At 61.4% G+C, this 19,396-nt stretch carries 17 protein-coding genes; 4 read left to right on the forward strand and 13 right to left on the reverse strand.

The genetic code is table 11. From position 1 onward, the window contains the following. Positions 1-58: 58 nt before the first annotated feature. From ACO07Z_RS08930 to ACO07Z_RS08945, 4 genes are all read right to left on the reverse strand, one after another. Positions 59-1,273, reverse strand: a complete 1,215-nt coding sequence (locus ACO07Z_RS08930; protein WP_421698394.1) for a restriction endonuclease — start codon at positions 1,271-1,273, stop codon at positions 59-61. A 191-nt stretch (positions 1,274-1,464) separates the two neighbouring features. Beyond that, complete coding sequence (locus tag ACO07Z_RS08935; protein ID WP_421698395.1) at positions 1,465-3,204, reverse strand: ATP-binding protein; 1,740 nt, start codon at positions 3,202-3,204, stop codon at positions 1,465-1,467. Then, positions 3,201-4,253: an SIR2 family protein gene (locus ACO07Z_RS08940; RefSeq protein ID WP_421698396.1), complete on the reverse strand. Its 1,053-nt coding sequence runs from the start codon at positions 4,251-4,253 to the stop codon at positions 3,201-3,203. Before ACO07Z_RS08940 ends, ACO07Z_RS08935 begins: the two co-directional genes overlap by 4 nt. Positions 4,254-4,474: 221 nt before the next feature. Further along, complete coding sequence (locus tag ACO07Z_RS08945; RefSeq protein WP_421698397.1) at positions 4,475-6,454, reverse strand: ATP-binding protein; 1,980 nt, start codon at positions 6,452-6,454, stop codon at positions 4,475-4,477. Between the two features lie 454 nt (positions 6,455-6,908). Between ACO07Z_RS08945 and ACO07Z_RS08950 the strand changes: the two genes are divergently transcribed. Further along, entirely contained in the window at positions 6,909-7,223 is a 315-nt protein-coding gene (locus ACO07Z_RS08950) for a hypothetical protein (protein ID WP_421698398.1), read from the forward strand. 298 nt (positions 7,224-7,521) lie between these two features. Here ACO07Z_RS08950 and ACO07Z_RS08955 read toward each other — a convergent pair whose 3' ends face one another. The 6 genes from ACO07Z_RS08955 to ACO07Z_RS08980 all read right to left on the reverse strand — a co-directional run bounded on the left by ACO07Z_RS08955 (position 7,522) and on the right by ACO07Z_RS08980 (position 12,941). Continuing rightward, positions 7,522-8,247: an amino acid ABC transporter ATP-binding protein gene (locus tag ACO07Z_RS08955; RefSeq protein ID WP_421698399.1), complete on the reverse strand. Its 726-nt coding sequence runs from the start codon at positions 8,245-8,247 to the stop codon at positions 7,522-7,524. Positions 8,248-8,255: 8 nt separating this feature from the next. Then, a complete protein-coding gene (locus tag ACO07Z_RS08960) occupies positions 8,256-8,921 on the reverse strand; it encodes an amino acid ABC transporter permease (protein WP_421698400.1) in 666 nt (221 codons plus the stop codon). Positions 8,922-8,932: 11 nt separating this feature from the next. Further along, positions 8,933-9,595: an amino acid ABC transporter permease gene (locus ACO07Z_RS08965; RefSeq protein WP_421698401.1), complete on the reverse strand. Its 663-nt coding sequence runs from the start codon at positions 9,593-9,595 to the stop codon at positions 8,933-8,935. 163 nt (positions 9,596-9,758) lie between these two features. After that, entirely contained in the window at positions 9,759-10,571 is an 813-nt protein-coding gene (locus ACO07Z_RS08970; RefSeq protein ID WP_421698402.1) for a transporter substrate-binding domain-containing protein, read from the reverse strand. Between the two features lie 181 nt (positions 10,572-10,752). Continuing rightward, positions 10,753-11,964 (reverse strand): glycine C-acetyltransferase, encoded by a 1,212-nt coding sequence (locus tag ACO07Z_RS08975; RefSeq protein ID WP_421698403.1) that lies wholly within the window; start codon positions 11,962-11,964, stop codon positions 10,753-10,755. An 11-nt stretch (positions 11,965-11,975) separates the two neighbouring features. Next, on the reverse strand, positions 11,976-12,941 hold the full coding sequence (locus tag ACO07Z_RS08980) for an aminotransferase class IV (RefSeq protein ID WP_421698404.1): 966 nt from the start codon (positions 12,939-12,941) through the stop codon (positions 11,976-11,978). Between the two features lie 219 nt (positions 12,942-13,160). On the opposite strand from ACO07Z_RS08980, the gene ACO07Z_RS08985 reads away from it, so the two are divergent. The 3 genes from ACO07Z_RS08985 to argE all read left to right on the forward strand — a co-directional run bounded on the left by ACO07Z_RS08985 (position 13,161) and on the right by argE (position 15,444). Continuing rightward, entirely contained in the window at positions 13,161-13,625 is a 465-nt protein-coding gene (locus ACO07Z_RS08985; protein ID WP_421698405.1) for an Lrp/AsnC family transcriptional regulator, read from the forward strand. A gap of 125 nt (positions 13,626-13,750) precedes the next feature. Further along, entirely contained in the window at positions 13,751-14,266 is a 516-nt protein-coding gene (locus tag ACO07Z_RS08990; protein WP_421698406.1) for a peptide deformylase, read from the forward strand. An 8-nt stretch (positions 14,267-14,274) separates the two neighbouring features. Further along, on the forward strand, positions 14,275-15,444 hold the full coding sequence (gene argE / locus ACO07Z_RS08995; protein WP_421698407.1) for an acetylornithine deacetylase: 1,170 nt from the start codon (positions 14,275-14,277) through the stop codon (positions 15,442-15,444). 188 nt (positions 15,445-15,632) lie between these two features. Here the strand turns inward: argE and hdhA are convergent, their stop codons facing one another. The 3 genes from hdhA to ACO07Z_RS09010 form a co-directional block, all read right to left on the reverse strand. Next, the gene (hdhA, locus tag ACO07Z_RS09000; protein WP_421698408.1) at positions 15,633-16,400 is read right to left on the reverse strand and encodes a 7-alpha-hydroxysteroid dehydrogenase; all 768 of its coding nucleotides are present in this window, start codon (positions 16,398-16,400) and stop codon (positions 15,633-15,635) included. Between the two features lie 22 nt (positions 16,401-16,422). Further along, positions 16,423-17,793 carry a serine hydrolase domain-containing protein gene (locus ACO07Z_RS09005; RefSeq protein WP_421698409.1) on the reverse strand — a complete coding sequence of 457 codons (1,371 nt, stop codon included), beginning with the start codon at positions 17,791-17,793 and terminating at the stop codon, positions 16,423-16,425. Between the two features lie 174 nt (positions 17,794-17,967). Further along, positions 17,968-19,227, reverse strand: a complete 1,260-nt coding sequence (locus ACO07Z_RS09010) for a porin (protein ID WP_421698410.1) — start codon at positions 19,225-19,227, stop codon at positions 17,968-17,970. Between the last annotated feature and the right edge of the window lie 169 nt (positions 19,228-19,396).

A 19,396-nucleotide genomic window follows, 5' to 3' on the forward strand; every position in this document is an offset into this window, starting at 1 on the left:
CGCTGTGCCAGTGCAACACGGTGAGCGACGACTTGCGATGGAAGCAGTCGTTCCCTGGCTAATCACATAGATCGAAAAGCGCGGGTTTGCCGTCCCATGCCGAATACAGGTTCCGGCCGTCCCAATAGCTTACTTCGCCGTTGTGGACGGACCGCTTTACGCGAAAGACCGTGCCCCTCGTCAAGCGCTCGATGCACGTCGGGCCAATTTCGGGTACCTCGTACCCCCTTTGCCCGTACCCATCGTCCGAAATCGTCTGTGAAGGGATGGCCATCAGTAGGGCCGCGTGCTTCGTTTCTTTCAGGACGATCGCGAACTGGTTCACAATAACAGAGTAGCCGGTCTGCGCGTAAACGACGCGTGGATCCCTGGGGGCGAGGCCCTGCAGCAGCGTAGAGACCGCCTGGGGCGTAACCAACTTCGACTTGTCGCGGATTATCCCGTCGCTCGCGTCCCGACACCACTCTTGAACGTCGGCGGAGGTCGCGAGCGTCATCGGAATGCGGGTCCGGCCGGCGAACGTCCGCGCCGAGGGCAGGTAGTCAGATGTTGTGACGAATATGCTCTTCTGGGCAGCCTCGACGTCGGCGATGCCGTGCAGCGCTGCGACCGCTGATATGTCGATCTTATTCCTCGGAGCGTAGCGCTTGGCTTGGACTAACGTCAGAATGTCGCCCAGTGGATCCCGCTGGAGCACGCGAACGTCGACGCCGCCGTCGTTCGAGCCGGGGCCAAGCTCGCAAGTGAACCCTTGGGCCTGGAAGATTCGGAAGAGCAGTATCTCGAATTCGCGCCAATCCAGCCGGTATAGGTCCTCGGGACGCTTCGCGAAGTGCGAATAAAGCTCCTCGTAGACGTCCGCGACGTCCTGCTGGACTAGCCCGCACACCCACTGCCAGTTCCCACGATCAAGGAAGGGCTGAAATAGGGGGCTGTCGTCCTCGGGATATATGTGGGCGCTAACGCCATCGTTGCGTTCATACCAGAACCCTTGACGCTGGAGCAGATCGAAGAACTCCATGTCGAGACCGTCGAAGTCGCCATCGAGCGCGCGTCCAAGGTCACCCTCAAAGTGTAGGATCGTGGCGACAGGGGGCTCCCCTGGCTCTCCGTTGATCCGTTCGGCATAGGACTGGAAACCGCAATCGAACCACAAGTCGTGGCGGGTTGCCCACTCCTGTATTGAACGCTGCAGGTCGGCGACGATGGCGTCGAGCTCGGAATCTGAGGGTGTCTCCGCAACGGTGTTCAGATCCTGACTTCCGTCAGACATATCTCGTTCCGCCTCTACTAGTTGCCACAGGGCTCTGTCTCTGCCGCGCGCCCATCGACCGTCGCCGTCGGGCTGACAGGGAGTTGACCTGATGCGAAACTTCGCAGCGTCCGTCAGCCCTGCCGGACGGCCGCTTTGAGTGGCTTGTGGATCCTCCAGCCCTCAGCACATGACTGCCAAGATGGCCCCATCTATTTGTTCATGGTCTGACGACGCCAGAAATCGACGGCATCGGCAAGAGCGTTCGTCGCCTTGGGATCGGCCCAGCGATCCCAGAAGTCTATAGTCCCGCTCAATGGCTCGTTCTTGGGCTGGGCAATCCGGATCCGAGTGGGCAGTAAGATCGCGTCGCCAACCACCAACGCCTCGCCGGTGTCGAGGACGGGGAGCAGATCGCCAAAGCCGCCAAGGCTGTCGGGCAACAGGCGTCGCACCACCGCTTGGTCCTCGCCATTGGTCAGGCGCATAGCAATCAAGTTGCTGCATTGGCTGACAACCGTGCGGCTGACTTCCGAAGGCCGCTGGCTGATGACGACGAGACCCACGCCGTATTTGCGCCCTTCCTTGGCGATCCGCTCGAAGGTCGCGATCGCATTTTCGGCCGCCCCCGAGTTGGCCTCTTGGGGGATGTATAGATGCGCCTCATCGCAGAATAGCGCCAAGGGATGACGTAGCCCTGCCGGGCTCCACTGCTGAACAGAGAAGGCTAGGCGGCCGACCATGCCAACGATCAGCGGCAGGATGTCTGACGGCACTTCGGAAAAATCGATGATCTTCACTCCGCCAGCCCCGCCCTTGGCTGAGCGCCCAGCCAGAAGCGCGTGCACCACTCTGTTGAGCCAGCCATAGGAGTCGGCGACCCCGTCTGCCGGGAATAGGAACCCGAGGCGACGATCGCTCTGCTTCGCTTCGAGACGCTGGATCAGCCGGCTGAGCTTGCCATGGAAATCGCCTTGTTTGTCTCGACCTCCAGAACCGGCCACCATTTCGACGTTCAGCCGATCAAGCTCGCCTAGCACCGCCTTCATGGCGAAGGGCACAGGACTGTCGATTGTGAAATTCGCCAGCACGTCATCGTGCTTACCGACCGTCAAGAACGCCTTCTTGGCCTCGACCACGGCGCGCGACATCACCATTGCCTGGTTGGGTGCGTTCTGGTCAGTGCGGTCGACGAACATCGAGATCAGGGCCTCGTAGCTCATTAGCCAATAGGGCAGGTGCAGCACGCCGTCGCCCAAGCTACGACCCGCTTCGATGTCACCCGGACCGGCAACGCGGAAATGGTCAAAGCCATCTCCGACCATCGAGGCGTACTCGCCGTGCATGTCCAGAACGATGGCGTTGGCCGCGCCCAATTCAGCGATCTGCTCAAGCATCCGCGCTGTCGTCCACGATTTGCCCGATCCGGTGCTGCCGACCACGACGGCGTGGCGTTGAAAGAGCTTGTTGCCGTTGACGAAGGCCTCGGCATTCTCGTCGAGCGTATAGCTGCCCAGCGACAGGCGCTGCCCCGCGCCGGTTACGGCGGAGATGACCTCCATGAAGCGTGTCAGGCGATCACCTTCTAGGGCAAAGCAGCGCGCATCGATTTCCGGTACCGTCTCCAATGTGCGCCGAAAGATATTAGGCCGTTCGCCAACCAGATCGAGCAAGGTCCCGATCAGAGCTATCCGCACCAGATTAAGCTCCGGATAGACCTGCTCGCCTTGGTCAACGTCACCAATCTTGGCGTCCTCAACGGCGGTCCGGGTGATCTTCTGGATTACGCCGATCAGGCGTTGGCCGGCCATGCTGCTTTGCAGAGCGACCAAGCGATTGACTTGTAGGCTTCGCAAGGACTCCACGTCATCGACGCGTACAACCACGGTAGCCGTATCCACCGATTGCACATGCCCCAAGGCGTCGGCGTCCGAAAAATCGAGTATGCTCAAGGCGTCACCCCAATCGTCATATCGAGGAACTTGTCGAGATCCCAGATCGGCTGGCCTGGAATGTCGAAACCGTCGGGTCGGTCATGCGCATAGGCTATTGCGCCGCCGCCACCGTCTTCCAGTGCCAGATAGCGCCGGCAGCGGCCGCCTTTTAGGAAGGCCCTGGCTATCGGCGTCAACTCCTTGGTAATAACCACAAGTGGCACAGCGTCATGTTCGCATCGTTCGACGAGTTTGGTCTGTACATGCTCGTCATTAAAGCCGTAGCCGACACAAAGGTAAGCGCGAGCCTCTTCCAGCGCCTTGTCTGCGCAGGCGAAGATGGAGCGGAACGGTTCACCGTGCGTGAGACGGTATTTGTCGATCCCTGGCGTGATCATCAGCGGCGTAAAACCCGCTGGCGTCTCCCTAGCCGATCGGACGCCGACGATTTGGCTAGTTCCTTGGAACCAATCGAGAGAACCGTGAACCTTCCAGATGCAGACGGTTCGGGCCTGATCCCTTCGCCCTGCCGCTGGACGAAGTTCTTCCTGCCTTGTACGCGTCTGCAAATGGCCTTGAGTGAATCCGGTGAAGGTCGAATAGTCAGCCGCGTCAGCAGCGTATTCGGCCAACCGGTCATAGTTGGGCGTCACGACATGCACGGTGCGTTGCGTGCTCGACGACAGATGCTTGAACAGACGCGATAACGGCAGGCTGCGACGGTCTGACAGCAGCCTCGTCAGAACCGCAAGATCCGACGGCAGGAGAAAGGATCGCGTCTGCTCGGCCACGAAATGGGTCTGGCGTTCGGTTAGGCGTACGGCCTGGAGCGCGCTTTCCAGATCATCCCCTGTCACCAATCGTCCTAAGAAGCGATCCCATTCAATCGTCTCTTCAGGTGTCCAGCCGCCCGGTGTCGTCGACCCCGACAAATGGGTAGTAAGGGGCCACATGCCTGGGACCCCTTGGGCGGCCGAGGCGCCGCTTCCCAGGATGATCACAGGAGAGGTATTGAGCGCCCCCTGCGCGAACTCGCGCGCCACCTCGAAAGCCGTCTTTGCCGCCATTCGTCTCCCCCGCCCTGAAGGGCAATTCTAATTCTATCGCGGCGACGAATTTGGAGCGACCGACAGTACATGTAAATACAATCACGGTCACCGCCCTCGTCGTTATGGTATTATTGCCTAATATAACAATTATATCGTCCGATTATGTGTCGTTCAATCTGTCTTGTATTCGTGATTACAATATTCACGAACTCTGCCTGTCGCCCACGGGCGCCGATGATCTACTCGTCCAGCAAGACCGAAAAGAAAGCCTGATTTCGTTTCTTAGCCATCTCAAGCAGCGTCTCGTAGCCGAGAGCTTGAATGAAAATTCGCTCGTTGTCGCGGTAGCGAACATACATTTTGGGATTCCAGTCGTTCTTAAAATCATGACCTTTCAGCACCTTGTGGAGGGACGGCGTGATATCCGCGACGATGAAAGCAAAGCGCCGGACGACGCCAGCAAAACTCATATGCGAGCCATCTGTCCGGGTAATTCCTCCAGCTGCGATAGCACCCTCCAAAGTCTCAATCACTTGCAAGACTGGATCTGTCCTGACGTTCCCGAACCTATAGTCATCACGGCTCGGGCGTTTGAATTCCACGATGGTTAGTGTCGTGCCGTCTTCGTCCCCAAGCACCATGCTGTCGTCGAAAAAGACGAGATCCGTGATTTTGTCGCCAGCCTTGCGGCCCTTTCCGTGCATCGCACGGTCGCTCGATATGTAGGGTAAGAAGCTGAGCGCATCGTCGATCAGCCAGAGATTGTGCTCGAAATATCCGGTCTGAACGTTGTCGCTGAAGCGCCTAAAGACAAGCTCGTGAATATCGTCTTCCGGAGACCGCTTGCCATCGTCCTGATACTTCCGGGCAGATTCCACGAGAGCAATGATGTTCTTTCGATGAATGACGTACTCGGCCAGCGCCTCCTTCTTGCCAGCATCTAGCTTGTCGACCAGGTCCTTGATCTTGCGCTCATAATCCGCAGGGCTATTGGCTGCGGCAGTGATTTGTCTTGTGAGATCCGCCGTGGCCCGAAATCGCTCGATAGCGAGGTCGGAAACGAACTGTTCCGCCTTCCAGTGATTGGGCTTCGCTGCGACATAATCAGTGAGGGACCGACCTCTCAGGCCGAGGCGCAAGATCGGGTTTTCTCGCAGAGCGCCGGTCAGGTCAGCCGACTGCTCCGACTTGATCTTGTCGATCTGCCCCTTTTCCTTTGCCTGAATGGCATCGGAGACTGAAGACACGATCGCCTCGACCGACTTGGGTGAAAGATTGATGCTGGTTCGAGCGTCGTTTAGGCGCTTTTCGAACGAGTCGCCGCGCACGACGGCGATCACAATGTAAGGCTTGCTGTTCTCGTCCAGGAAATGCGGCTGGCCAAGCTTGTTGGTCAGGTCACGAGGATAGCCGACGATGCGATCCGCCGCGGACAGCAACAGGCAGTGGCTCCTGAACTGCCGGCTCCTTGGAATCCGCGTGAGCGAGTAAGTCAGAGTCTCATCGGCACCATCGATATCGCACTGGAACTCGCGGGAATCCATTTGAACGAAGACATCTTTGAAGTGGCTGGTGATGTTCTCAGGCAGAGCATCATCGAACTGGATGGTTATCCTCGGAAGCCAACGATAAAGGAAATAGGGCAGAAAGTGGCTGCCAATGGCCTCTATGATGTCGCCAGGCTGCAGTTCCCTGATTAGCTCCCACCAATTCGTCAGAGGTTGACCATACTCCACGCGCAGTCCGGTACCTACGAACTCGGCGTCACCATCGTGAAAGGTAAACTCCTGATCCTGATGAATGTCGAAGCGGAAGGTGCGCAACTTTTGTTCCGTGAAGAACTCGTACCTGCTAGAATAAAGTATTCGAGAGAAAACCTTGAAGGCAATGAAACGCCCGAAGCCACGTCCGCGCTGGTGAAGTTTATAGCCGCTGAATGGCGTTTTAAACGAGAGGAAGTTCTCGTCCGTCAGTCCTATTCCGTTATCGGTCACGCTAACGACCAGTCTGGCTGGATCGTTGGGATTTCTGACGTGGATGTGGATTGAACCCTTTTCCTTAGCCTCCTCGCCAAAACGCGAGCCAATTCCGTCCATCGCGTTCGAGATGGCTTCCAGGACGGGAAGCAAAAAGCCATGCATGTCATGCGCCAGATGCGTTCTGGACAGGACAGCCTGCATGTCCGGCTTGCCCAGAACGTCGGTAGTTATGTCCGTCATCGCATGTAGCCCCCAGCACCCCGACTATGCGCAACAAGGAGGCACGCCGCAACGCGGGAGATACAGAGGAGTCCTCGAAAGAATGGACGGCAGATATATCCCGAGTCGAAGACCGGACACCGGCCTGATGGCGCGAAGGTTACCATCTGGCTTGTGGGGACAAGGCACTTTGGAAGCACAATCGCGAGTATCTGGGTAACGTGCGGTGTGTCCATTTCCGGGCTGCATCTGAATGCCTGCTCTTGGCGCGCAGGTGCCGACGTGCCCTACTTCAATAACGTCCGCTTTTGGGCCGCGACCGTTGCGAGATCAATGGCCGAGAAGGCGGCGCAAAGCGGACGTCTGGGGCAAGCCACTCGATGGGAGCAAAGAACCCTGGGCGGTGGCTCACGGCTCACGCGCTGCGGCGACTGTACGGCTGGTGGCCATGGCAGGTGCGAGGTGCAGTTCGCCCATGACCATTTCGGCGTGCACCGCAGCTGAGCAGTTGAGCCCTTCGCCCGTAGGGCGCTTGGCCGATTGCTCGCTTTCGGTCCTTTCCGAGATGCTCGATTGCGTGCCGGTCCGCCCCGCCATCATGGACCAAACCGCCGACAAACCCTCGCTTGGCGTTGCTGGGCATCAAGCCAATTCGGCAGGGATTATCGGCCGCTTCCGCACGGTGACGGTGGCGGCCATGTGCGGGGTGACCTCGCCTGCCGCAAAACACCTGTTTTTCGGCAAGGCTGCCACCATGCCGGGTGACGCGTCGCTCGCAATGCCGACATAATCAGAAGGCTGGCCTGGGAGGATGCCACCAAGTGTGGGCTGGCTGCACGTAGCCCGTCGGCTGGCAGACTTCAGTGACCTGATCATCATGGCGGACGATAGCAGTAGGCTTGCCGATCTGGTGGGTGATCGAGCAGTCCCCAATGCGCAGCCCGGTGCCGCTACCCCCCCCACAACGTATTCGCGAAGGCGCCGCGCTCGAATTTTTAGGCGAGTTTCTTATTGTCGGCTTCCTTCGCCTCAATTTTGAGGCGAAGGAATCTTTCAGGACTCGAGAACATCTAAGGTTTCCGCGGCATTCACAGCGTTGATTTCAGGAAGTCGATGGTTTCCGGCTTTTGCGGACTTCCGATGACCTGGGCGGGCGGGCCGATCTCGTGGATCTTGCCCTTGTGGAAGAAGGCGACGCGGTCGGAGACCTCGCGGGCGAAGGCGATCTCGTGGGTGACCACGATCATGGTCATACCCTCCCTGGAGAGGGCGCGCATGGTGTCGAGCACCTCGCCGACGAGCTGCGGGTCGAGCGCCGAGGTCACCTCGTCGAACAGCATGTAATCGGGCGACATGGCAAGCGCACGGGCAATCGCCATGCGCTGCTGCTGGCCGCCGGAGAGCCGTGAGGGATAGACCTTCAGCTTTTCCGACAGGCCGACGCGGGCGAGCTTGTCCACCGCGATGGCCTCGGCCTCGGCCTTCGACTTGCCGAGCACCTTTCGCGGGGAGAGCATCACGTTTTCCAGCACGGTCAGATGGGGGAACGCATTCCACTGCTGGAACACGATGCCGATCTTGCGGCGCAGTCTGTTGAGATCGGTGCCACGCGCATGCACATCCGTGCCGTCGACGAGGATGCGGCCCGCATTGATCGGCTCAAGCCCGTTGATGCACATGAGCAGCGTCGATTTGCCCGAGCCGGACCCGCCGATGACGGAGACGACCTCGCCCTTCTCGACGGTCATGGTCACACCCTTGACGACTTCGAGCGAGCCGAAGGATTTATGCACATCCTGGATTTCGATGGACATGTCGTTTCCTAGTCATTCTCGTGCCAGCGCTTTTCCAGCCGCGCCCCAAAGCGGGCGATGGGAAAGCTCATCAGGAAGTAGATCAGCCCGGCGATGGAGAGCACGAAGAGCGGCTCCTGGATGCGGGTGACGATGACCTGCGAGGAGCGCAGCAATTCGACGACGCCGATCCACCACACCATGGCGGTGTCCTTCATCACGCCGAGCGTCAGGCCGATCCAGCTCGGCAAGGCGACGCGCAGCGCGATGGGGAAGACGATCTCGGTCAGGTCCTGCCGCCAGGTGAGCCCGAGCGAGCGGGCGGCGCGGCGCGTGGTCGTGGGCACGGCGAGGAAGCCGGAGCGGACGATCTCCGCACAATAGGCCGACATGTAGAGCGCCAGCACGACGCAGCCGATTGTGAACGGGGGCCACTGGATACCGATGATGGTCTTAAATGCGTTCGCGAGGACAAGTTGGATCAGCAGAGGAACGGAGCGGAAGACGTCCAGCACGCCACCGATGGGGGCGTTGATCCACCACGGCGCGACGGTGCGGATCGCGCCTAGTGCCATACCGAGCAGCGTACCGCCGAGCACCGCCCAGAAGGTGAGCATCAGCGTGACGCCGGCGCCTTTCAGCATGAACATCAGGTCATTGAAGGAAAAGCTGGTGTCGAGGACCGAGGAGAACATTGCGCTTCTCCTCAGTAGCGGAACAGCCGCCACGCCATCAGGCGCGCGGAGCCGGTGACGAACTTGGCGAGCAGGTAATAGATCACGGCGGCCAGGGCGAAATATTCGAAGGTGCGGAAGGAGCGCACATTCAGGTCCTGGGTGACGCCGGTGAGATCGTTGTTGAGGCCGACAATGACGCCGAGCGAGGTCATCAGGATCGCCCAGACCATCTGGTTGGTGAGGGGATAGAAGACGATGCGGAACATCTGCGGCATCACCACCAGCCGGAAGGCCTGGACCTGCCCCATGCCGAGCGAGCGGGCGGCGCGGGTTTGCGTCAGCGGCACGGCGCGCAGGCCGCCGCGGAAGGTCTCGGCGAGATAACCGGCATTGTTGAAGGTGATGCCGGCGAGCAGGGCGACAAAACTGTCGAGATGGATGCCGAGCGAGCCGAGGCCGAAATAGGCCATGTAGATCTGGAACAGCGCCGGCGTGTTGCGCGCCAGCTCCACCCAGCTTGTCGATAGAGTGCGCAGCAGGCGCAGACGAGACGTGGTGCCGAGCGCGAGCAGGATTGCGAAGGCGACCCCGAGCAGCATGGAGAGCACGGCGATCTCCAGCGTCACTAGAGCCCCCGACATCATGTCGGGTACGGCTCTCAAGACGGGCAGCCAGTGGAAGGTATAGCTCATCGGGAACTCGTGGTCGCTGGGGGCGGCGCCGACATGGAGGCGCGGGAAACCGAACGATCATGTCGACCAGTGATGCAGCCGCATTTGCCGGGCTCGTCATCCAGGTGGGCTCCGACGTGATCCCGGACCGGTCGCGATCCGGGATCACGTGTGGCGGCCCGACTTAGCGGTAGACGCCGGGAACGGTGAGGTTGGGTAGTTCGCCCATGCCGATCCACTTATCGTAAAGCGCCTTGTAGCGGCCGGTGCGGACCTGCTGGTTGATGAACAGGTTCAGGTAGTTGAGGAGACCCTGCTCGTTGCGCAGGGCGATGAGGGCGACATAGTCGATGTCGTAGGGGGCATCGCCGCCCATTACGAGGCCCTTGTACTTGCCGTCCTTGACGATGGCCGCCGCGACGGTGGACGTGACGACGGTGGCGTCGATCTGCCCCTGGGACAGCGCAAGGAACACATCCGCTTGGTTCTGGTAGCCCCGGAAGGTGCTGCCCGCACCCCACTTCTTCACGTCGCTTTCCAGGGCCATGCCTTCATATGCGCCAGTGACGGAACCCACCTTGCGGCCTTTAAGCTTGTCATAGGTGTCGAGGCCGAGCCCTTCGCGCGTCAGCACGACATTCTTGTAGGCAAAGTACGGGATGCTGAAACCGACGGTTCGTGCACGCTCCAACGTGTCGGAGGTCGAGGCGACGCCAACGTCGACGCGGCCAGAGATCAGCGCCGGGATACGGTCGGGGAACGGAGTCTCGACGATCTCCGCCTTCACGCCGAGCGCCTTGGCGAGGTCGTTGCAGTAATCGACGTCGAAGCCGATCGGGTTGTTGCTGGCATCGCGCGCGCCCATGGGCGGGAAGTCCAGCACCACCGCGCAGCGCAGCGTGCCGGAAGCGATGATGTCGTCGAGCTTGTCCGCCTGCGCGGGAATGGCAACGCCGCACGTAAGGGCAAGCACAGTTGCCAGCATTTTGCAGTTCATGTTCACTGTTCCTCTGGATTTATGATTTCTGGACGATGATGACATCATCTCGCGCTCATATTTCCGCTTCTGGATGAAGTGTTCCGGACAAAGACATGCCGTGACAACGCCGCGTCGGTCATGTTTTTGGCGATGATGAAACGGATGTTTCAGCCGGCGCGGCCGGCCGCTGCGGCCGCCGTCAACGTCTCGCCGGGGGGAGCGCGCCGCTGGCGCGTCCGGCCTCCGCGAAGGCCTCGAGCGCAAAGGCGATGTCGTCGGCGGAATGCGCCGCGCTGACCTGAAGGCGGATGCGCGCCTGATCGCGCGGCACGACCGGATAGGAGAAGGCGGTGACGAACACGCCGCGTTCGCCAAGAGCACGGGCCAACGCCGCCGCGCGGGCAGCATCGCCGATCATGACGGGCACGATGGGGTGATCGACGCCGCTCAACCGAAAGCCCAGAGCGACCAGCCCCTGCCGCAGCTCGCGGGTTCGCGCCGCCAGATTCCCTCGCAGAGCTTCGTCACTTTCGGCAATGTCGAGGGCGACCAGCGTCGCCGCACAGATGGCGGGCATCAGCGCATTGGAGAAGAGGTAGGGGCGCGCGCGCTGACGCAGCCAGGCGACCAGTTCAGTGGCGCCCGACACATAGCCGCCGGACGCGCCGCCGAGCGCCTTGCCGAAGGTGCCGGTGAGCAGGTGCACGCGACCTTCGACCCCGTGCAAGGCGGGAGTACCCCGGCCGCCTTCGCCGACGAAGCCCACGGCGTGGGAATCATCCACCATGACCAGAGCGCCGTGCTTTTCCGCAACCGTGCACAGCGCAGGCAGGTCGGCGACGATGCCGTCCATGGAGAACACGCCGTCCGTCACCACCAGTATTGTCCGGGCCCCTGCGGCCTGCCCGAGCGCCATGTCCAGCGACGCGGGGTCGTTATTGGCGTAGCGGTAGCGTCGCGCCTTGGACAGGCGGATGCCGTCGATAATGCTGGCGTGGTTGAGCGCGTCGCTGACGATGGCATCCTCTTCGCCCAGCAGCGGCTCGAACAGGCCGGCATTGGCGTCGAAGCATGAGGGAAACAGGATGGTGTCCTCGGTGCGCAGGTAGCGGCTGACGCGTTGCTCCAGCTGGCGGTGCACCGCATTCGTGCCGCAGATGAAGCGGACGGACGCCATACCGAAGCCATGCCTGTCGAGCGCCTCTCGCGCGGCCGCGAGGAGGCGCGGATCGTTGGCGAGGCCGAGATAATTGTTGGCGCACAGATTGAGGACCCGATCGCCCCCGCCCTTGACGCCGACCCATATCCCCTGCGGGGTCTCCAGTGCCCGCTCGTGGCGCACGAGCGACTGCGCCTCCAACTGGTCGAGTTCGGCGCGGAAGCGGGCGAGTGCGGTCTCGACGACGGCCATGGCAGCCTCGCTCACAGCGGATAGGCCACGGGCGACGACCAGGCCGGGTCCTCGTGCTTCGCCCAGTAGAGGTCGGCCAGCCGGCGGGTGATCGGGCCCGGGCGACCGAGGCCGATGGGCGCGCCTTCGACGCGGCAGACCGGCATGATGCCGCCGGCGGTGGAGGTGATGAACACCTCATCCGCGCCGCGCAGGTCGCCGACGCTGACATCGCTCGCCGTGCAGCGGAGCCCTTCCTCGATGCACAGGTCGAACACGGATCGGCGCGTGATCCCTGGCAGCACGCCATAGGCCGGTGTCGTCAGCGCGCCGTCGCGGACGATGAAGACGTTGAAGCCCGGCCCCTCTGCGATGTTGCCATGGCTGTCGAGCACCAGCGCGGTTTCGGCGCGGCGGTCATAGGCGTCATAAAGCCCCTTCACGAGATCCAACCAGTGATAGTTCTTGATCTGCGGATCGACCGAGCCGGGCGGAATGCGCACCACATCGCTGATGGCGATGTCGAGCCCGCGCTCCAGCTGCTCGGCATTGGCGACCGAGCCGAACGGTACTGCAAAGGCGATGAAGCGGTTCACCGCCTGACGGGGATCGCGGCTGAACGTCGGCGAACTGCCGCGCGTGCAGATCATCTCGACATAGGCGGCGCGATGACCGGAGAGGGCGACGCAATTTTCCAGGATCGCCGTCACCTGCGCCCGATCATGCGGAATGCTCATCCGCAGACGGTCGAGACCGCCGAAGAACCGATCGAGATGCAGGTTCAGACGGAAGAAGCGGCCGTTCCAGACATGGGCGGTGTCATAGGTGGCGTCGGAATGCAGGAGCCCCCAATCGAGGACCGAAATCTTGGCTTCCGAGACCGGCAGATATTGCCCATCCATGAAGGCGACGCCCTCAGGATACGCCACAGGGTCGATATGCCTGAGGCTGATGTCGGGAAGCGGCGCGGGCGGGGTCGAAGAGGTAGGGTGAGCCATGGGTACGTCCTGATCTGTCTGCGCGCCGCCGACCCTCAGGCGGGGCTGGCCGTCGCCTCGAGTGAGGATGACGTCACTTTAGGCGCGGGTTCGGGGCCTTTCCCCTCAAAGTGAGACCAATTCTGGCTCATGCGTTGCAAGCATCTGCGATGAAATGAAATGCATGATCAGGGCGGCTCGCGTACAGCCGGGCGCCCGCCACTGGAGAGGAGACCCGCCGTGCCCACACGTCTCGATGATCTCGACCGACGCCTCATCCGCACCCTGCAGGATGATAACCGGCTCAGTTTCGCCGAACTCGCCGAAAAGGTCGGCTCTTCTGCCGCCTCCTGCATGCGGCGCGTGAACCGGCTGCGGTCGGAGGGCGTGATCGTCGGCGATGTCGCACTGATCGACCCGAAGAAGGTCGGCAAGTCGCTCACCGTCATCGTCAATGTCGAATTGGAGCGCGAAAGGCTGGATCTGCTCGACGAGTTCAAGCGCGCCATGCGCGCGACGCCGGAAGTGAGTCAATGCTGGATGGTGACGGGTGACGCCGACTTCGTGCTGGTGGTGCTCGTTGAGGATGTCGACGAGTTCGACAACTTCGTCAAAACCCGGCTCTACACCAACCCGAACGTGCGCAAATTCCGCAGCATGATCGCGCTGGAACGCACCAAATTCGACCCGCGCATCCATGTCTGACGCAGACATTTCAAAGTGCCGGCGGCTTTGAGGCGATTAAGGCGGATGGTTGCGCAATCTGTCGACATGTCGACGGCATAAACGGCGACAATGCCATTCCAGCGCCTCTCTGCACGAGGGAAGAAATGCCGGTTCGGCCTGTTGTTCTCTTCGGCGATCCCCGCCTTCGTCACATATGCCACCCCGTCGATATCGCGGCCGACGACTGGCGCACGGACGCGCATGATCTGGCCGATACGCTCACGTGCTTGCGCCAGCGGCTCGGCTTCGGGCGGGCGCTGGCGGCACCTCAGATTGGGTCGCAGCATCGCCTCATCGCCTTCGATTGCGCCCTGGGACGCTTTGTCATGGCCAATCCTGAAATCATCTGGCGTTCCGCTGAAATGCAGCCGGTCTGGGACGATTGCTTCAGCCTGCCGGGGGTCTGCATGGCGGTGATGCGCCATCGTTCGGTCAGCGTACGTTTCCGCACCCTCGACAATGAGCCTAGCGAATTGGCCGAGCTGCCACCCGACCTTGCCGAGCTGGTTCAGCACGAGATCGATCACCTCGACGGAATCCTCATGAGCGACCGGCTCGTCGATTCACGTGCCATCATCAGCGCGGAGATGGCGGCGCTGACGCCTCATCCCGGCGCATGAGACGGACGATGGAGGACAAAAGCGCCTTTCTCGCCCGCGCGCTTGCCTTGCTGGAGCGGCTCGTCGCGTTTCCAACGGCGCCGGACGCCAGCACTCTCGACCTGATCGATTTCTGCGGCGACTACCTCGCGGCCCACGGCGTCGAGAGCCACCGCGTCCCATCGCCCGACGGGCGGCACGCTGCGCTCTACGCGACGATCGGCCCCCGCTGTCCTGGTGGGGTGGTGTTATCGGGACATGTCGATGTCGTGCCAGTCGAGGGGCAACTTTGGACCTCGGATCCATGGCGTCTCACCGAGCGCGACGGCCGGCTCTACGGTCGGGGAAGCTGCGATATGAAGGGCTTCATCGCTCTCATGCTCGCGGCAGTGCCGGAGCTCTGCGCCGCTCCCCTCGCCCGGCCGGTGCATCTCGCGCTCTCCTATGACGAGGAGGTGGGCTTCGCCGGAGCCTATCGGCTTGTGCCAGTCCTCAAGCAATCCCTGCCGATGCCGCAGGCGGTGATTGTCGGAGAGCCGACACGCCATCGGATCGTCAACGGGCACAAAGCCTATGCCGAACTGGAAACACGGCTGCGCGGCCATGCCATCCATTCCGGTCGCGCCGATCTCGGGGTGAGCGCCGTGACCATGGCGGCTCGCCTCATCGGCCGGATCGACGAGATGGACCGGGAGAACGCTGCGCGGGCCGCCGCGCGGCCGCCGCTCTTCCAGCCCAACTACACGACGCTGCATTGCGGCCGGATGGAGGGTGGTGTCGCTGCGAGCACGGTGGCGGCGCATGCATGGTTTTCGACCGATATCCGCGCGGTGCCCTGGGAGAAGGCCGACGACTATATCGAACGCCTCCGCCGGATCGCCGCCGATATCGAAGCCGAGATGCGGGCAACGCATGCGGGATGCGGCATCGACATGCGGGTGATCGTCAACGTGCCCGGCCTGTCGCCCGAAGGCGACCAGAGCGCGACGGCGCTGGTGCAGAAGCTCCTGCCGCGAGCGGCGCTTACAACAGTCGCCTATGGCACCGAGGCCGGCATGTTCCAGCAAGCGGGCTGGTCCAGCGTCGTATGCGGTCCCGGCGACATTCTTCAGGCCCATCGTCCCGACGAGTACATCGAGCGTGCCGAGCTCGTGGCCGGAGTGGACGTTCTGACACGGCTGACGCAGGCGCTGTGTTGACGCGCTGTCGATGGAAACAACCTGCACAGGCCCTGCGCTTTACGGCGCATCGGGAAGCGAGATCGAACGCTGAGGGCGGCTGACGTTGCCCCCAACTTCTATCCAGCTCTAAGTAAGGACGTAGCGCTTCAAATTACTGAGACCCCATCGACGGATAAAATCTTACAAAAAAACTCCGCACCGCTCACTCATTCTAACTCCTGAACGCCACCACCCGATACAGTGAGCACTTGCCCGCTGATCCAGTTCGATGCTGGGGCGCACAGGAAGAGGGCCGCATTGGCGATATCTTCGGGCTGACCTAAGCGCCCGAGCGGCGTGCGTCGCAGCATCGACATCTCTATCTCTGGGGTGAGGACTTTCGCTAGCGCCTCCGTTCTCACAGCGCCGGGCGCAATGGCGTTGACGCGAATTCCTCGCGGGCCAAGGTCGAAGGCCATGTTCCTCGTCAAATGATTCACCGCAGCTTTCGACGAGCCGTACGAGGTCATCCGCGCGTTCCTGTTCTCTCCCGCCATCGAGGAAATATTCAAGATGGCGCCGTGGCCGGCCTCGGTCATATGCGGTGCGGCCAGCTGTGACAGCCGGAACAGCGAGAAGACATTAAGCGTGAACGCTCGGCGGAAATCGTCCATGGGCATGTCAAAGGGCTTCGGACCCCCGCCGCCCGCATTATTGACCAACATTGTCAAGCTGCCGAACGAGCCGACCGCTGCCTGCACCGCAGCGTTCAGATTGTCATCGTCGGTAACGTCGCACGCGATGGCAATCGCACGCCCCCCTGCCTTGATGATTTCCGAAGCAACGCCCCCGGCCCCGCTGCCGTCAATGTCGCTCACCGCTACCGCCGCGCCGGAGGCCGCAAAGGTCAGCGCGATAGAGCGTCCGATCCCAGCGGCCGCGCCCGTGACCAATGCGACCTCGCCATCCAATCGGAAAAGCCCGTGACCTGGCATTGAAAAGCTCCGTTGGAGACGTTCAGTCAGTCTGGTGCGATTTCAAATACGCGGCCACGGCGCGAAACGCCGGCAGCGAGGTCGGATCGATGAGGGGATTTTCCGCCCGCGGGTAGGACGCATAACGCACAAGCACCATGTCGGCCGACGGGTCCACGTAGATTGTCTGCCCATGGACGCCTCTGGCCGCGAAAACACCTTCATGGCCGGGGTAGATCCACCACATGCTGCTGTAGCGGCCACCCAGCAGCGTCGGATAGTTGCTGCCAAACTTGCTCGCGTCGCCGCCTTCGCGGATGCTCCGGACAGCCTCAGCCGGAAACAGCCTTTCGCCCCCGATCACACCTTCGTTGACCATGAGTTGCCCCAGGCGCCCGAGGTCGCGCAGACCCGCACTGAGCCCGCCTCCTGCGAATGGCACGCCTGTCCCGTCGACCGTCATATAGGCGTCCTGTTCGGCCCCCATCGGCTGCCACAGTCGCTCAGATGCCAATTCGGTCACGGACTTTCCCGAGACGCGCGACACGATCCAACCCAGCATGTCGGCGTCGATCGTCTTGTAATGGAACGCGGCCCCGTGTTCGCCCTGCGACTCCACGGCGGGTAGATAGTCAAAGTAACCCGAAGGCATTTGACCGGGCTCTGGTTTCGACAGCGGGTTCACCGCTGCGGAATACCGCCAAATATCCGCGTCGGGATCGGAATAGTCTTCTGAGAATCTGAGCCCGGTCGTCATGTCCATCACCTGACGGACCGTTGCCGATCCATATGCCTTTCCTTTGAGCTCGGGGATGATGTCAGATACGGGCGCGGTCTCGTTCAACTTGCCTTCGGCGACCAGGATAGAGGCGAGAAGTCCTGTCAGAGACTTTGTCATCGACATGGCGGCGTGTTTACCGGCCGGGTTCAAGCAGCCGAAATAGCGTTCATAGACGACACGACCCTTGTGAAGGATCAGCAGGCCATCTGTATAGTTGGCGGAGAGGGACTCCTCCCACGTCATCGTCTTGTCGCTGCCGATCGGCGTGAACGTCAGCGCGTCGATCGCCTGCCGATCGTTGGCAAACTGATAAGGCGGTGGATATTCGAGAGGACGGGGCGCGCCGAGGCCGCGACTGATCTCCTCCGTCGGCAGCAACTCGCGCAAATGGCAGACCGACCAGCGCAGCTTTGGAAAGCTGAAATAAACGGAGTCTGGTTGCGTGATGATCCGGGCGCGGGGAGGCGGAACCCCCTTCATCCAGCCCATGACGTCAGGATCAGACTGCTGCGCTGAAAGAGGAGCCGTTTGCGCGGCGGACGGTGCCGAAAGCAGCGACGCTGTCGCGATCCCGGCGCTGATTGCGTGGGCCAGAGCCGCAAAGCGCCGGCCAACAGAGCGCAGTAGGGTCATGGGCGCACCCGAAGTTTCGTTCCGACGGGCATGAGACCTGTCACTTGTCGCTTCAGAGGTAGGCGCTGCGTCGCCGCACCGAACGAAATCCGGTTTGCAGGATGGTCGAGCCGCGCCTCAACGACCGCGGGAGAACCGTTGCGCAAACGACGACCAGCGCAATTCCGTTTCGACTTAAAAATCATAGCGCGCCATCAGCAAAATCTGATGGGCGCTCTGTGAGCTCTGAGACAGTCCGTAAGACGTTTTTACATAATCGCGCGCCGCGTAATAATTGAAGACGTATTGCGCGACAAAGGAGAGATTTTCAGTCGCCGACCAAACGAGGTTTCCCCCTGCGTTGAAATTCTCACCGCCAGAGGCGCCGTAGCTCAAAACGGCATTGGCATTCTTGAACTCGAAGCGCCCATATGCCGCGTAGAACGCTGAATTTAGGACCGAAGACCAGTTGTGCAGATACTGCGCCGTTATGTTCCAGCCGGACACGCGCGAGAAGCCATCGTTCATGTCCCAATAGGCATCGGGTGGTGAGAAATCGCCGCTCGGATCGATCAAGCCGAGATAACTCGTCGCGCCATCGACATAGGCCGTCTGCAGGTAAAGGGAGTCGCCCTTCGCCAGCATCGGCAGATTAACCATCACGCCCGCCTGAAAGGCATAGCCCCAGGTGGTTGGGGATGAAGCGGTTTGCGGCAGGTCCCCTTCCAGCGCGATGCGGTGCAGCGCGCCCGAAAACTGATAGGAGCCCCAAGCCGTCGTCTGCCCGAGCGCGACGACAAAGTCCGGTGCCTTGTCGTTTTGGGCGAGCATCACCGCAGAAGCCGCGTCCGCCGGCTTGATGCCGCCATCGCGATACCTGCCTTGCTCGAGGGCGAGAGTTAGTGAGATGTCCCGCGCCAGCGCGAGGGTGTAGCCCAGGACGGGTAGCTTGGTGTCATCCCCCACAATACCGGGATCGGTACCGAGAACGTCCTCATTCTCGTAGAAATCGAAGAACGAATTCCGCACGCCGAAGGTTATGCCCGCCCATTCGAGATACAATGTCTGCGGTTTGATCTGGAACTCTGACGGGCCATCGGACCAGGGATCCGAGGTGCGATACTGGAAGCGGACATCCGCGACGCCCCGCAGAGGCCCCAGGAAAGCCGTCTCCGTCGTCGTGTTTGCCGTGATGGCAACCGTTCCAATGCTGTAGAATTCCTTGTCCTTCGCGGGATAGTTTGAATAGGTATTGTAGTAGCCCTCCGCCCATAGGTAACCGCCAGCCTCGACACAGGTTCGCAGGCTCTCGATCCAGACCTGTTTCGAGCCCTCGGAGGGGCAGCTCTCCCGGCTTGGCAAGAGATCGGATCCCGCCATTGCGCGGTCTGTCAGCGGATTGGCCAGCAGGAAGGCGACCGTCGCACAGCCTGTTGCTCCCGTTTTCCACGTCATCGGGCCGCTCCTCTCAAGCGTCTGACTGATCAAAGCAAGTTTGGCTAGGCGACAAGTCTTGTGGCCCACTGGCTGGGCACGAGCCCGCCTTGCCGTGTCTCCAACTTACGTGGACCGCCACCCTTCAGAGGTGATGACGTCCCCTCCGCGCCGCCGCACGCGCATCACT

Origin of the sequence: Ancylobacter sp., assembly GCF_965229075.1 — a bacterium.
Classification (GTDB): Bacteria; Pseudomonadota; Alphaproteobacteria; order Rhizobiales; family Xanthobacteraceae; genus Ancylobacter.

What these genes read in the sequence shown, in the direction of transcription:
- ACO07Z_RS08930 (WP_421698394.1), bottom strand. Translation starts at nt 1,273, where the DNA reads ATGTCTGACGGAAGTCAGGATCTGAACACCGTTGCGGAGACACCCTCA.
- ACO07Z_RS08940 (WP_421698396.1), bottom strand. Translation starts at nt 4,253, where the DNA reads ATGGCGGCAAAGACGGCTTTCGAGGTGGCGCGCGAGTTCGCGCAGGGG.
- ACO07Z_RS08945 (WP_421698397.1), bottom strand. Translation starts at nt 6,454, where the DNA reads ATGACGGACATAACTACCGACGTTCTGGGCAAGCCGGACATGCAGGCT.
- ACO07Z_RS08950 (WP_421698398.1), top strand. Translation starts at nt 6,909, where the DNA reads ATGACCATTTCGGCGTGCACCGCAGCTGAGCAGTTGAGCCCTTCGCCC.
- ACO07Z_RS08955 (WP_421698399.1), bottom strand. Translation starts at nt 8,247, where the DNA reads ATGTCCATCGAAATCCAGGATGTGCATAAATCCTTCGGCTCGCTCGAA.
- ACO07Z_RS08960 (WP_421698400.1), bottom strand. Translation starts at nt 8,921, where the DNA reads ATGTTCTCCTCGGTCCTCGACACCAGCTTTTCCTTCAATGACCTGATG.
- ACO07Z_RS08965 (WP_421698401.1), bottom strand. Translation starts at nt 9,595, where the DNA reads ATGAGCTATACCTTCCACTGGCTGCCCGTCTTGAGAGCCGTACCCGAC.
- ACO07Z_RS08970 (WP_421698402.1), bottom strand. Translation starts at nt 10,571, where the DNA reads ATGAACTGCAAAATGCTGGCAACTGTGCTTGCCCTTACGTGCGGCGTT.
- ACO07Z_RS08975 (WP_421698403.1), bottom strand. Translation starts at nt 11,964, where the DNA reads ATGGCCGTCGTCGAGACCGCACTCGCCCGCTTCCGCGCCGAACTCGAC.
- ACO07Z_RS08980 (WP_421698404.1), bottom strand. Translation starts at nt 12,941, where the DNA reads ATGGCTCACCCTACCTCTTCGACCCCGCCCGCGCCGCTTCCCGACATC.
- ACO07Z_RS08990 (WP_421698406.1), top strand. Translation starts at nt 13,751, where the DNA reads ATGCCGGTTCGGCCTGTTGTTCTCTTCGGCGATCCCCGCCTTCGTCAC.
- argE (WP_421698407.1), top strand. Translation starts at nt 14,275, where the DNA reads ATGGAGGACAAAAGCGCCTTTCTCGCCCGCGCGCTTGCCTTGCTGGAG.
- hdhA (WP_421698408.1), bottom strand. Translation starts at nt 16,400, where the DNA reads ATGCCAGGTCACGGGCTTTTCCGATTGGATGGCGAGGTCGCATTGGTC.
- ACO07Z_RS09005 (WP_421698409.1), bottom strand. Translation starts at nt 17,793, where the DNA reads ATGACCCTACTGCGCTCTGTTGGCCGGCGCTTTGCGGCTCTGGCCCAC.
- ACO07Z_RS09010 (WP_421698410.1), bottom strand. Translation starts at nt 19,227, where the DNA reads ATGACGTGGAAAACGGGAGCAACAGGCTGTGCGACGGTCGCCTTCCTG.